The sequence below is a fragment of the Clostridium sp. AM27-28 genome, from assembly GCF_003480955.1.
GTDB lineage: Bacteria > Bacillota > Clostridia > Lachnospirales > Lachnospiraceae > Otoolea > Otoolea fessa.
Window position 1 is genome coordinate 97,756 of sequence record NZ_QUJT01000008.1, and the last position, 14,535, is coordinate 112,290.

At 50.1% G+C, this 14,535-nt stretch carries 10 protein-coding genes; 1 reads left to right on the forward strand and 9 read right to left on the reverse strand.

Going from position 1 to position 14,535, the window contains the following annotated elements; genetic code table 11:
• Positions 1-4 precede the first annotated feature (4 nt).
• The 9 genes from DW720_RS10065 to hrcA form a co-directional block, all read right to left on the reverse strand.
• A complete protein-coding gene (locus DW720_RS10065; protein WP_118743148.1) occupies positions 5-1,828 on the reverse strand; it encodes a zinc ribbon domain-containing protein in 1,824 nt (607 codons plus the stop codon).
• Between the two features lie 65 nt (positions 1,829-1,893).
• Positions 1,894-2,565 carry an ABC transporter ATP-binding protein gene (locus tag DW720_RS10070; protein WP_118695792.1) on the reverse strand — a complete coding sequence of 224 codons (672 nt, stop codon included), beginning with the start codon at positions 2,563-2,565 and terminating at the stop codon, positions 1,894-1,896.
• Positions 2,566-2,730: 165 nt separating this feature from the next.
• On the reverse strand, positions 2,731-4,830 hold the full coding sequence (locus DW720_RS10075) for a polyribonucleotide nucleotidyltransferase (RefSeq protein ID WP_118743147.1): 2,100 nt from the start codon (positions 4,828-4,830) through the stop codon (positions 2,731-2,733).
• A gap of 216 nt (positions 4,831-5,046) precedes the next feature.
• Positions 5,047-5,313, reverse strand: coding sequence for a 30S ribosomal protein S15 (gene rpsO / locus DW720_RS10080; RefSeq protein WP_022358577.1), 267 nt, complete (start codon positions 5,311-5,313; stop codon positions 5,047-5,049).
• Between the two features lie 164 nt (positions 5,314-5,477).
• Positions 5,478-7,586 carry a L,D-transpeptidase family protein gene (locus DW720_RS10085; RefSeq protein ID WP_118743146.1) on the reverse strand — a complete coding sequence of 703 codons (2,109 nt, stop codon included), beginning with the start codon at positions 7,584-7,586 and terminating at the stop codon, positions 5,478-5,480.
• Between the two features lie 459 nt (positions 7,587-8,045).
• Entirely contained in the window at positions 8,046-9,200 is a 1,155-nt protein-coding gene (dnaJ, locus tag DW720_RS10090) for a molecular chaperone DnaJ (RefSeq protein WP_107001096.1), read from the reverse strand.
• A 313-nt stretch (positions 9,201-9,513) separates the two neighbouring features.
• Positions 9,514-11,382: a molecular chaperone DnaK gene (gene dnaK / locus DW720_RS10095; RefSeq protein ID WP_022359496.1), complete on the reverse strand. Its 1,869-nt coding sequence runs from the start codon at positions 11,380-11,382 to the stop codon at positions 9,514-9,516.
• A 144-nt stretch (positions 11,383-11,526) separates the two neighbouring features.
• Positions 11,527-12,138, reverse strand: a complete 612-nt coding sequence (gene grpE / locus DW720_RS10100; RefSeq protein WP_118743145.1) for a nucleotide exchange factor GrpE — start codon at positions 12,136-12,138, stop codon at positions 11,527-11,529.
• A gap of 31 nt (positions 12,139-12,169) precedes the next feature.
• Positions 12,170-13,213 carry a heat-inducible transcriptional repressor HrcA gene (gene hrcA, locus DW720_RS10105; RefSeq protein ID WP_022359494.1) on the reverse strand — a complete coding sequence of 348 codons (1,044 nt, stop codon included), beginning with the start codon at positions 13,211-13,213 and terminating at the stop codon, positions 12,170-12,172.
• 470 nt (positions 13,214-13,683) lie between these two features.
• On the opposite strand from hrcA, the gene DW720_RS10110 reads away from it, so the two are divergent.
• A complete protein-coding gene (locus DW720_RS10110; RefSeq protein WP_182427993.1) occupies positions 13,684-14,367 on the forward strand; it encodes a 3D domain-containing protein in 684 nt (227 codons plus the stop codon).
• Positions 14,368-14,535: the final 168 nt, after the last annotated feature.

Genomic DNA, 14,535 nt, shown 5'->3' on the forward strand with positions numbered 1-14,535 from the left:
CCGCCTATGACATGACTTTCAGGAGAATTGCGAACAGGTTGCCTGTTATCTCCGTTGTGACCTGGTTATAATCCTCCTCGGAGGAAGCCAGCACATCAAATGGAACGCCGTCCGGCTGCGCGATCTCATCCTCCAGCGGGTTGACATAATAGGAACCGGCAAATTCAACATAAGAACTGCTTCCATTTAACAATGTAGTTTCCAGACGCAGGGAATCCATATCGATATGGACGCTCTCGCCCTTTGAAAGGTCGCTGACCGCGCCATTCGCCGTGAGCGACGCCTGAGACGCACCGTTACTCTGCAAATCCAGCTTTACCTCATAGCTGCCGTCCGCGATCTGATAATCGCCATCCAGGATAAACTGGTATTTCTCTTCGTCATCTTCCAGGGTCGCAATTACCTGACCACTCCAGCTCTTTCCAGCCTCGTAAGCGCCTGTTTTATCCAGGGAAACCGTGATAATCTGACCGTCCGAATCCTCAATATTTAACGCCCCATTCACATTCGACAGCATGTTGTAACCGCCGCCAAAGGAAATATCACCATAAAAACGGACATTTTCTTCCTCAACCGTTGCATCCGTCTCGTAGGAAAATCCAGCCATTTTGCCGTCTTTTCTCACATAGACATCCATCGTCACATCCCCGATGGTATTTTCCATTTCCTCTACCAGATTGTCCAGCACCGCTTCCGCCTGGGCCCAGAGTTCCTTCTGCTGTTCCTCCGGATCCACGCTCTCTCCGTCCCCGTCCGCTGCATAGATGCCGCTTGCGCCGCCTGCCAGTTCCAGATAGCGCACCACATCCTGCTTGAGCGTCTCATCGTTCAGGAAAAATTCTCTCGTCGTCTTTGCAAAGCTGATCAGCGCATCCTTCGGCAGAGTCACATGGTAACCGCGGCAGTTCTCGCTCTGTCCGTCGATGGTAAACTCTTTTTTGTCATTCTCAGTGACGGTCATAGCCGCTTTGAGGTCATCAATCGCCTTGCTTCCCTCTTTGTAGCGGTTCCAGAGTGCTTTCAGATCCAGCATCGGCTCCTCGTCCGAAAGCGCTTCCTTGTACTGTCCCAGATAATTTGCCAGCCCCTCAATATCAATCCCCTGCTCTTCGAGCTTCTGCGCCGCATACGGAGAATTAATGAGCTGTCCTTCCAGATCATTGGCATAGTCAAGGGTAAACATACGGCTGGAAAGTACCGGAATCGCCGCCATGATCTGTGTATCATCCATGTAAAGCTGTGCGTCCGCCAATTCTCCTCCGCCATACTGCAAGGAAAGATTTAGCAGCTGCCGTCCGCTGTCCACATCGCGCTTCACATCCAGACCGATGCCCGCACCGCTCATCTGGTTCAGGGATTCATCGGAAATACCTGTCATACTTAACTCCATCCCCGTCTGCGCGGATCCCTTCTGTAAAAGTTTTTCCAGCTCTTTCGTCCCAAAGATCTCCTCAGACGGATTTAACTGCCCTTCCGCCGTGATGCTCTTGAACGCATCGATCACTGTGTCCTTCGGGTCTGCCTGATGGCTGAGCATCACACCGCCGCCGACCACGGCCACCGCTGCGGCTGCTCCGGCTGAAATGAGCCATTTCTTCCTGCCAGAACCATTTCCGCCCGTTCTGCCACCGTCACTGCCGCCTGCAGCATTTCCACCGATTCCGCCGCCAGCACCAGCGGATCCGCCTGCACTGGTTCCATCCGCTGTGTCAGATGCGGCCGTAAGCGCCTGCGCCGCTGCCTCTGCCGGGTTTAGCGGGGTTGAATTGCTTGACATGTTTGTATTGTTTGCATTGTTTGTGTTGTTTGTGTTGTTTCCCTCTTTCACCTTGTACCTCCTCCTGTTTTCTCACTCTTAAAACGTTACTGTTCACGCATACGTGCCCAGTAACCTTAAAACCTCTGTATCAGCTCCCGCGCCGAAAGCCCTGCCTCCGTCGGAACCAGCACACCGCCCTTTAATACATACAGGGTTGTACACGCCCCTATCTCTCCCATCTCATGGGACGTCAAAAGAACTGTCCCCCCTGCTTTCACATAGCTCCTGATATAAGTCAGGATCTGCTCCTTTGCCTCCAGGTCAAGCGCTGCCCCCGGTTCATCGAGAATCAGGATATCCGCGCGTCCGGAGAGTGCCGCCGCGATGCTCAGCCTCTTTTTCTCTCCGCCTGAAAGCCGTCCCGCCTGCGTTTTCAAGAATCGATCCACACCCAGCACATGACCGACGCCGCATTCCAGATCCCGCTCCATCTCCCGCCGTTTTCCCCGGAACCAGAGACGGTAATTATCAAATGCCGTCAGCTCCGGGATCAATGGATTTTCCTGAGGCACATAGGCGATTTTTTCTTCTAATAGACGATGTCTTCCAAGCGCCTCCTGCCCGTCAATCCGAATACTCCCCCGATTCGGCTTGCGGATCCCCGCGAGGATCGAGAGCAGCGTCGTCTTGCCGCATCCATTTCCGCCGACAATCCCGATGCATTCCCCTGGATTTGCCCGAAAAGAGACATCTTTTAGGATCGTCCTTCCGCGGTACCGTTTTTCTATCCCTGTTACCTCTAACATATTTTTCCTCTTTGTAAAGTAAAAAGGAACACCGCAAAGCAGAAGCGAACCGCTTCTCTGCCTTGCAGCATTCCTTACTTTATCTGGTCTGCGCCGCAGTGATGCAGGCACATTGATTTTATGATGGATGATTGCAGCACATCGTGTGCATTTGCAATCTATTTATTATTTATTTTCAGCCAGATCGCCTGGTTTCATGCTCAGGTTGATACGACCCATCTTATCGACCTCGATTACCTTTACAGTAACTTCATCGCCGATGTTGACAACATCCTCTACCTTCGCTACGCGCTTGTCCGAAAGCTTGGAAATATGAACCATACCATCTTTGTTCGGAGCCAGCTCTACGAATGCACCAAAATTCATGATACGGACAACGGTACCTGTCAGAATCTGACCCGGCTCGATGTCGGTCACGATGCCCTTGATGATGGAAACTGCCTTGTCGATCATTGCCTGATCGGTGCCGCATACAGATACGCTTCCGTCATCCTCGATATCGATCTTAACGCCGGTCTGCTCGATGATCTTGTTGATTACCTTGCCCTGTTTGCCGACTACATCGCCGATCTTCTGCGGATCGATGGAGATCTGAACGATCTTCGGAGCATACTGGCTGACGGTCTTTCTCGGCTCGGAGATAACCGGCGCCATAACTTCATCCAGAATGTAGAGTCTTGCCTCTCTCGTCTTAGCGATTGCCTCCTCGATGATCGGGCGGGTCAGACCGTGGATCTTGATATCCATCTGGATGGAAGTAATACCCTTGTGAGTACCGCCTACCTTGAAGTCCATATCGCCGAAGAAGTCTTCCAGACCCTGGATATCGGTCAGAACGATGTAATCATCATCGGTGTCGCCTGTTACCAGACCGCAGGAAATACCAGCTACCGGAGCTTTGATCGGTACACCTGCTGCCATCAGGGACAGAGTGGATGCACAGATACTTGCCTGGGAGGTAGAACCATTGGATTCCATCGTCTCAGATACGGTACGGATTGCATACGGGAACTCTTCCGCAGTCGGAAGTACCGGCACAAGCGCACGCTCCGCCAACGCACCATGACCGATCTCACGGCGTCCCGGTCCTCTGGACGGTTTGGTTTCGCCTACGGAGTAGGACGGGAAGTTGTAATGGTGCATATATCTCTTGGATGTCTCGTTCTCATCCAGTCCGTCGATCTTCTGTGCCTCGGACAGCGGAGCCAGTGTACAGATATTTAAAATCTGTGTCTGTCCACGGGTGAACATACCGGAACCGTGTACACGCGGCAGAATGTCGATCTCTGCTGCCAGCGGACGGATCTCGGTGATACCGCGGCCATCCGGACGCTTGTGATCTTTGAGGATCATCTTGCGGACAGTCTTCTTCTGGTACTGATATACAGCCTCACCCAGAACAGCCAGCCACTCCTCGTTATCAGCAAATGCCTCTTCCAGGCGCTCGGTGATTGCGCGGATATTCTCTTCTCTCTTCTGTTTCTCGTCTGTAAATACAGCCTCTTCCATCTCTTCCTGCGGAACCAGCTCACGAATCGCTGTAAACAGCTCTTCCGGAACTGCACAGCTCTCGTAGGAATGTTTCGGCTTGCCGCACTCTGCTACGATGGTGTCGATGAATTTGATGATCTCCTGGTTTACTTCGTGTGCCTTGAAGATCGCATCGATCATGATGTTCTCCGGAACTTCCTTTGCGCCAGCCTCGATCATGATAACCTTCTCGCGGGTGGAAGCAACGGTCAGAGCCATATCAGATACTTTCTTCTGTGCGTTGGTCGGGTTTACGATAAACTCGCCGTCGATCATGCCGATCTGGGTGGTCGCACACGGACCATCAAACGGGATATCGGAAATGCAGGTTGCGATTGCAGAACCTAACATTGCGGTATACTCCGGGCTGCAGTCCTGGTCAACGGATAATACGAGGTTATTTAAGGTAACATCGTTGCGGTAATCCTTCGGGAACAGTGGACGCATCGGACGGTCGATAACACGTGCAGTCAGAACTGCGTTCTCAGATGCCTTTCCCTCTCTCTTGTTAAATCCGCCCGGAATCTTTCCGACCGAATACATCTTCTCCTCAAACTCAACGCTTAACGGGAAGAAATCAATACCGTCACGCGGCTTGTCAGAAGCTGTCGCGGTTGATAATACGGTTGTATCTCCATAATGCATAAATGCAGCACCATTTGCCTGAGCTGCTACACGGCCAACATCCACTGTTAAAGTTCTGCCAGCCAGTTCCATCGAAAAACTCTTGTACATCTCATATCTCCTTTCATCTTGTTTTGCAGAAGAACCTTCACATTCTCATACGCCGCTTTCGGTTCCAAAAGTGCCTTTCTGTGAAAAGTAATACCGAAACTACTGCTCTGCCCGCAAATATGTTTTTCTGCTTTACGGGTACAGCAGCGGTCTCGGACTTTTCTTCTACATAAACAACTAGGGTGGATTGCTCCACCCTATACGTTTTAATCTTAATTACTTTCTGATGCCTAACTTCTCGATCAGTGCACGGTATCCTTCCAGATCGGATTTCTTTAAGTAATCCAGAAGACCACGTCTCTGTCCTACCATCTTCAGAAGTCCGCGGCGGGAATGATGATCCTTCTGATTGGATTTTAAATGCTCTGTAAGCTCAGCGATTCTAGCGGTCAGAATTGCGATCTGAACCTCCGGTGAACCTGTATCGCCTGCTTTTCTTCCGTACTGTTCGATAATAGCTGCTTTCTTTTCCTTTGAAATCATTGTGATTTCCTCCTTAAAATTATTCTTACCGTATGCTAAGTTTATGTCGGAGTCGTCAAAAAACTGAGCACCGGCGGACTCATACGTATTTAGTATAACACAATATGTTTTCGGTGTAAATCATTTTATGCAGGTTTTTTCTCGATTTTTATTCCCGTTTCTTCCTATGCTCCTGGTCCCACTGCAATATTTCCACCATTATCCCCCGAAGGACCTCCCGGTCCTGCCTGGGTCGGTGCCGCAGTCTCTGGCGCTTTCGTCTCCGCCTGCGTTGACGCTGTGGTCGGTGCCGGACCCGGTGCCTGTGTTTCTGCCGGTGCTGGCGCCTGCGTCTCTGCCGGCGCTGGTGTTTCTGCTGGCGCCGTGGTCTCTGCCGGCTTCGTCTCCGCCGGTTTTGCCGTACCGCTCGTCGTACTCTTCTCCGTACCAGGCAGATTGTAGCAGATCACCGGAGTTCCTGCCGAAATATTGTCAAAGATCGTCTTTGCAACACTCGGCGGCAGATTGATACAGCCGTGGGAACCGCCCGTCTTGTAAATCGCACCGCCAAAACTGCTTCTCCACTTCGCATCATGCATACCGATACCATTATTGAACGGCATCCAGTAATTAACCGGCGTCCGGTAATTCTCACCCTTCAGGACCGCATTTTTCTGCTTATATGCCAGCGGATACGAGCCTGCCGGGGTTCCCCAGCCTTTCGCTAGGTTTCCAGATACGAAATCCGACTCTACCACCAGCTTTCCTTCTTTATAGAAGAAAAGGTGCTGTCCGGTCAGGTTGATCTCCACGTAAGTGTCGCCGTAGTCATTTGCCCCATGGCTCGCCGCCTTCTGGGAATACTCCGGCTCACGCGTCGTACTCTCGCCGGAGGCAATTATCGCTGCCAGCGCTTCCGTCTCTGCCGCCTGGTTGATCTTCCAGCCATAGGTTCCGCCGCTTACCTGAATCGTGGAACCATACGATGTTTTCAATGTTTTCGCTTTGTTTGAAGTATTGTGTGCTTTCGCCATCTCAGACACGTACTCCGACACCTTGGAGGAATCTACCGAAACACTTCCGTCTGCATTGGCAATCAGCCACCTATGAATCTGATCTCCATTTAAGGTCTCCGTCGAATCGCCAAACTGGTATGTCACGCTCATTTTCGCGTATTTATTCATCTTATCCAGCTGTTCTGCCAGAGATGCATCGTCTTTCAATACCGTCGGCTTCTTATAGACATCTGCTTCCTCCAGCGATAAATGATCCTGCAGATTCTCGATCGCACCCGTTACCGCCTGTGTCAGCTTCTCCGCCTCGACTGCCGTTCCTTCCTGTTCGGGCTCAATCGAATATCCCTGTCCGGACACATACTCAGAAATCTTTGCATTGACCGGTTCTACCGCTTTCTCCGGGTCTAAACACGATAAATTCCGGATCTGGCTTTCCAGCGCCGCATCGTCATACGCCACCATGGTTCCGATCGTATATTCTTCCTGTTTCATATGCCACAGCCATGCGAACGGGTTCTGCGCCGCTACCATCTTTTCCAGGCTGCCGTCAAACTCCGCATGCAGTTTGATATCGGTTCCGGCGATGGTTTCTGTCTGATTATTTCTCTCATCGATCGTCAGTGTATAACCATTCACACCTTCCGCAATCAGTTCCTGCACCTCTGCCGCTGTCTTTCCGGACGCGTCAACACCGTTGATCTGCGTATTCGGAAAGAAACGGGTCTTATATTTCTGGGACATTCCCACATAGACGCCTCCGGCTGCCACGAGCAGAATGCCCGCCGTACAGGCAGCGATCCACGCCGCCTTTTTACCGTTTTTTCTATGCTCAGCTTTCAGAGCTGCCTTTTCCGGGGTGGCTTCCGTCCAGGATGCCGTCTTTCCGGAATCCTGTCCCCGCTGCGGCGCCGCATGGGCTGCCTCCCGCCCTGTACCCGCGCTCTGATTTCCACGGGCGCGGCTGCGCTTTCGACTGGCTGTCTCCTCCGGCTCTTTCTCCGGCAGGCGTTCCGGCTCTTCCCACCGGTTCTGATCCTGACGCTCTGGCTGGTGTATGTTTTCCATGTCCAGCTCTGCTTCCCTTAGGATCCGTTCTTCCATATCCCGGTCGAAATAATCATCATCCAAATAGCCCTCATCCGGCTCATCCAGATAATCTTCATCTTCCAGCATAATCTCCCGGCTGTTCATCGCCGTATTTCGTCTCACCGGCTCCCGCCCATCTTCGCGGCTGCCGGAACGTGAATTTTCATTCAAATTCCCGTTTCTATCTGTCATCTTCCTATTCTCCCTTTAAAAATCCAATACGGGTTCCTACTCCCGGAAGGACCTGCCATTCAAGTAATGGTTTTATCATTTGACATATTTTTCTGACAAAAATCCATGCTATCTGTGTTGCTGGTCCTCCATCGTCCTATTGTATATAAGTTTTAAACGGAAGTCAACTTACAAAACTCTGTCATTTTCTGGTATATTCTGTTACGTTTCTGTTCACGGGTAGGCACTTTTGGAACCGAAAGTGCCGTAAGAAAACGTGGTGGCAGCAGGAATTTGCCGTATTTAAATGCGAAGCCACGGCAAATTCCGTTACTGGGCACGTATGCGTGAACAGTAACTATATTCTGTTACAGAACGCGTAATGGGACGTGATTTTCTATGAAACAGAAACAAAGAGCTGCCGCGCCGCATTTTTATGTCAGCCCGACAGCTCTTTTCTATTTTTGTCCTGTCCGTATTCTATTTCTCCAGCTTTCCGAACAGTCCTTTCTTCTTATGTTTCTCGCCCTCCGGTGCAATTCCGTTCATGGCATCGTCAAACTTGCGAAGCGCTTCCTTCTGTGCCTCGGTCATTCGCTCCGGAACCTGCACCACCAGCGTCACGAAATGGTCGCCGCGCACGTTGCGGTTACGCAGAGACGGAACACCTTTTCCTTTCAGACGGACTCTCGTATCTGTCTGGGTTCCCGGTTTGACCTCATACTCTACCTCGCCGTCCACCGTCTTGATGCGGATCGGACCGCCGAGTGCTGCTTTCACGAAGGAGATCGGCACGGTTGAGTAGATCGTTGTATCCTGACGCTTGAAGATCGGGTGCTGGGATACCACTACTTCTACCAGCAGATCTCCGCGCGGACCGCCGTTGGTACCTGGTTCGCCATTGCCGCGGTCACGCAGCATCTGACCGTTGTCGATACCTGCCGGGATCGTCACTTTGATCTTCTTTCTCTTCGCTACATAGCCGGTTCCGTAGCAATCCGGGCATTTATCCTTGATGATCTTTCCGGTTCCGTTACAATCCGGACAGGTCTGTACATTCTGAATCTGACCAAAGAACGACTGCTGCGTGTACATGATCTTGCCTTTACCGTTACATTTCGGACAGGTCTGCGGCTGGGTTCCCGGTTTTGCACCCGTTCCATGACATTTCTCACAGGTTTCCTTTAAGTTTAACTCCAGCTCTTTTTCACAGCCGAAGATCGCTTCTTCAAAAGTAATCCGCACACTAGTACGCACATCCGCGCCGCGCATCGGTCCGTTGCTTCTGCCGCCGCGGCTGCGTCCGCCGCCAAAAATATCTCCGAAGATATCTCCGAAAATGTCTCCCATATCGCCGCCGTTGAAATCAAAACCACCGAATCCGCCAGCGCCGCCTGCACCGCCGTCAAAAGCCGCATGGCCGAACTGATCATACTGACGTCTCTTCTCCGGATCACTCAGTACGCTGTACGCCTCCGATGCCTCCTTAAATTTATCGGCTGCCGCCTGATCGCCCGGATTTGCATCCGGATGATACTTTTTGGCCAGGGTTCTGTATGCTTTTTTGAGTGTCGCATCGTCCGCATCTTTCGGGACGCCTAAGACCTCATAGTAATCTCTCTTACTCTCTGCCATTTCAGCTCTTCCTTCCCAAAATCCGCCGGTACATTTGACCGCATCCGGCAGAGTTTCTATCGTATCTATTTATCTTCCCACAACGTAACTGTTCAGTACCTTCACAGTCACGCGCAGTAAATGCGCAGACCTACTGAACAGTTACCCCAAAACCTACAAATGGGGGTCTGCCGCAGATTCCTGCGACAGCCCCTCACTGCGTTTTTCTATTGATACCCCGATGCCCCGGATTGCTCCGCACTACCTGCTCCCGCAATCCTCAAAAGCATTCGTAATCCGCTCATTTTTCTTTGAAAAATGGCTGCCTATTATATTATACCTCTTTAAAGTCGCCGTCAACTACATTATCGTCGTGCGGTGCACTTCCTGCATCAGCTGCACCCTGAGCACCGCCCTGTGCTCCTGCTGCGCCAGCTGCCTGTGCCTGCTCGTAAACCTTGCTGAAGAGTGCCTGTGCACTGTTCATCAGTTTCTCCTTGCCAGCCTTGATTTCATCAATCTGTGCATCGGTCATCTGGTCGATCGGAGCTTTGTTGATAGCTTCTTTCAGTGCATTTAAGTCAGCTTCTACGGCTGCTTTATCGTTTGCATCGATCTTATCGCCTACATCCTGCAGAGCCTTCTCGGTCTGGAATACCATGGAGTCAGCTTCATTTCTTGCATCGATGCCCTCTTTTCTCTTCTTATCCTGTGCCTCGTACTCAGCTGCCTCTTTGACTGCCTTGTCGATATCGGAATCGGACATATTGGAACCAGAGGTAATCGTGATGTGCTGCTCTTTACCTGTACCAAGGTCTTTTGCAGATACATTTACGATACCATTTGCATCAATATCGAAGGTAACCTCAATCTGCGGAACACCTCTTCTTGCCGGAAGAATGCCATCCAGACGGAAGGTTCCCAGTGTCTTGTTGTCCTTTGCGAACTGTCTCTCGCCCTGTACAACGTGGATATCAACAGCGGTCTGGTTATCAGCTGCGGTAGAGAAGATCTGGCTCTTCTTGGTCGGGATTGTGGTATTTCTCTCAATCAGTCTGGTTGCTACACCACCCATAGTCTCGATGGACAGGGACAGCGGAGTTACATCCAGAAGAAGGATATCACCGGCACCAGCATCGCCAGCCAGCTTACCACCCTGGATAGCTGCACCGATTGCTACGCACTCATCCGGGTTTAAGGATTTGCTCGGCTCTTTACCAGTCAGACGTTTTACTTCTTCCTGTGCTGCCAGCATACGTGTGGAACCACCTACCAGAAGTACTTTGCTTAACTCAGAAGCAGTGATACCAGCATCTTTCAGTGCGTTCTGTACCGGAATTGCGGTTCTCTCGATTAAGTCTCTGGTCAGCTCATCAAATTTAGCTCTGGTCAGGTTCATATCCAGATGCTTCGGTCCCTCGCTGGTTGCAGTGATGAACGGAAGGTTGATATTGGTTGTAGTTGCGGAAGAAAGCTCTTTTTTCGCTTTCTCAGCTGCTTCTTTCAGTCTCTGAAGCGCCATCTTATCAGCGGAAAGGTCTACACCCTCTGCTTTCTTGAACTCGTCGATCATCCACTGGGTAATACGGTTATCGAAATCATCGCCGCCCAGATGTGTATCGCCGTTGGTTGCCAGAACCTCGATAACGCCGTCACCGATCTCGATGATGGAAACATCGAATGTACCGCCACCTAAGTCATATACCATGATCTTCTGCTCTTTCTCATTATCAAGACCATACGCAAGCGCTGCTGCCGTCGGCTCGTTGATAATTCTCTTTACATCCAGACCAGCGATCTTACCTGCATCCTTGGTTGCCTGACGCTGTGCGTCGTTGAAGTAAGCCGGAACAGTAATAACTGCCTCGTTTACCTTCTCGCCCAAGTAGCTCTCTGCATCTGCTTTCAGCTTCTGCAGAATCATCGCGGAAATCTCCTGCGGCGTATATTTCTTGTCATCAATGGTTACTTTGTAGTCGCTGCCCATGTGTCTCTTGATAGAAGAAATTGTCTTCTCAGCGTTGGTAACTGCCTGACGCTTTGCCGGCTCGCCGACCAGTCTCTCGCCTGTCTTTGTAAATGCCACAACGGACGGTGTGGTACGGATACCTTCTGTATTTGCGATAACAACCGGTTTACCACCTTCCATAACGGCTACACAACTGTTTGTTGTACCTAAGTCAATACCGATAATCTTGCTCATAGTTATTTCCTCCTGAAATTATCTTTTTCTGGCAGTTCTCTTTCTCCTCATGGGAGCTAAATTCTGCCGCCTGTCTGTCTATATTATATCAAATCAACCACCAGCACCGAATTCTGGGTGCCAGCTGTCTACGTGTTACCTATTTTAATTTGCCACTTTTACCATGCTGTGGCGAACCACGCTGTCACGGTATACATAGCCTTTCTGGAACTCCTCGGCTACCACATTCTCACCCAGGTTTTCATCCTCAATATGCATCACTGCATTGTGGAAGTTCGGATCAAATGGCTGACCAACCGCTTCGATTGGCTTTACACCTGCATCGCCCAGTGTTTTTACGAGCTGCTTGTAAACCTTATCCATGCCCTCGGCGAAAGCACTTTTTTCTTCGCCCTCCGGGATGGTCGCCAGACCACGCTCGAAATTGTCCACCACCGGGAGAATCTTCTCGATGATGTCCTTTGCGCCAATCTCATACATTGCTGATTTTTCTTTCTCCGTTCGTTTCCGGAAATTGTCAAATTCAGCCATCGTGCGCTTCAGGCGATCCGTCAGCTCCTCGATCTGCTCATCTTTCTTATCCTTCTTCTTGGAGAAAAATCCTTTTTTCTCTTTTTCTCCCTCCGGCGCTTGTGCGTCTTCCGAAGAAGCTTCCTTTTCCTTCACTGCCTCAGCTTCTGCCTGATTTTCTGTTTCTTTTACCTGCTCCTCATTTGCCGCCTCGGCTGCTTTGGAATCTATCTCTGTCTTTGCCATGTCTCTCACCTCTTTATTTTGCACATCCGTGCTACTCGGTATCTTTATGATTGAATGTCTGATCGAGCTGGCTCTTTAATGAGCGCAGGGTCGATACAACTTTGTCATAATCCATTCGTTTCGGTCCAACGATTCCTATCGTTCCCCGAAGTCCGTCCCCCAATTCATAATTGGCAGTAACGATACTGCAGTCCTTCATCGACTGCACCTGTGTCTCACTTCCGATGTAGACCTGAATCTCATTTTTCTTATCGCTGTCCGCATCGTCCTCGGTAAGAATCTCTCTCCAGAGGTCTTTCTGCTCCAGTGTCCCGATGAGCTGGCTGGCTTTCGCGCCATCGCTCAGTTCCGGATATTTGAAAATGTTCGTCGTACCTTCGGTGTAAATCTGTAAATCTTCCTCGCCGGAACGAATCGCCTCGGCCACCTCGCTTAGTACCACATCCACGATGTGGCTGCGCTCGCCTGCCTGCCCTTTCATCCGGGTAATGACATCCAGATTAATCTGCTCCATCGTCAATCCGTTGAGACCGCTATTTAAAAGAATATTCAGATTCAGGATGTCCTCATCGGTAAGCTCTGCATCAAGTGTCACAATCGAGTTCTTGATAATGTTGCCTTCTAAAACAGTGACAATCAGGAGTTTCCCGGCTTCCACTCTGGAAAGCTGTATAAACTTGATCTTCGTCTGGTGATACTGCGGTCCGCTGATCAGCGTCGCATAATTCGTATTGCTCGCCAAAAGCTTTGCCATCTGCTTTAACAGAAGCTCCACCCGATCCACTCTCTGGATGACCATATCACGCACTTGCGTGACCTCCGTCTCTTTCTCATGAATCAACTGATCTACATAGAAACGATATCCTTTATCCGAAGGAATCCGGCCTGCCGATGTGTGCGGCTGAATGATATATCCCAGTTCTTCCAGATCCGACATCTCATTTCGAATCGTCGCCGAACTGAGTTTCAAATCGGAATACTTGGAGATCGTTCTGGAACCAACCGGCTCTCCGGTCTCCAGATAGTTCTGGATAATCGCTTTCAAAATCTTTTCTTTTCTCTCATCCAGTTCCATCCAATCTCTCCTTCCGTGCATCCGCTTCCGCCGATCTCTTAAACCCGCTCTGGAAGTTTTCTGTTAGCACTCAATCTATCAGAGTGCTAATATCTACAGTTCATACTATATTACTTACGCAAGTATTTGTCAATGATTTTTTTCGGTTTTTAAAAAATTTTTTTTCTTCTTTTTTCGAATAAAATTTTCCATTCTGCATACCCTGTTTTTAGGCACGCTGATTTTCACACTTTCTATAGGTAGAAACTCCCTTACCCGCTTTCCCGTTTGTGTTCGAACAAGTTTTCGACTTGTCGAACCTCCGACTGCTTCCAGAGCCCTATTTCCGGCTCTCCGGCTTGACATTTAACATTTTTGTAATATAATAGTAACAAATTATAACATTTGTAAACGCATTGCAATATTTGTGAGATACACAATCGTTGCGGTGAGACAAATGAATCTAAATTGAAATGAGAGGTTTTTATTTGATGAATATGATGAACACCATGCGGCGCGGTCTTGCCACAACGGCAATGAGCCTGGTCTGTCTCATGGCAGGCACCATGAATACACTGGCAGCCACAGATGCCGGAACCGAGCTTGTCTCCCAAATAGATGCGGCAACCGGTGAAGAAACAAACGGCACTTCCACCGAAGCAGCCCAGACACCATCTGGTCCGGCTTCCGATCCGGAGCTGATTAGAAAGCAGACAAACGCTGCTGCGGAAGAAGCAGCTGACACGAACGCTTCCGAGGCAGAAGTCGCTGCATTTTCAAATGAGTCTGCACAGGCGGAGGCAGAGAACGCTGACGAAGCTGCAATGACTGAAAATACTGACACAAATGCTGCTGCCGAGGCACAGGAAGCAGATGCACCTGCTGAAATCTACGCCGGACGTTTTACGACAACTGCTTACTGCAGCTGCCGCAGATGCTGCCGTGGCGGAAAGAACCGCACTAAATCCGGCACCATTCCGCAGGCAGGACATACCATTTCCGCCGACTTGCGCGTATTCCCGCTCGGAACCAAACTCCGCATCAACGGCGTTGTCTATACCGTCGAGGACAGCGGCAGCGGCATCCGCGGAAACAAACTGGACATCTTCTTCAACTCCCACAGTCAGGCACTGCAGTATGGAAAGAGAAGCGCCGATGTCTATATTGTCCGATAATTACATTGATTTTAAGCAAAAAAGGGTCTTGCAGATAGAAAATCTTTCATCTGCAAGACCCTTTTTTTATAATTCTTATTTGTAACTGTTCAGTACCTTCACAGTCACGCGCAAAAATCCATTAAAAATTGCCTACGGCAATGGGATTTTTGCCTGCTAGCCCATGTT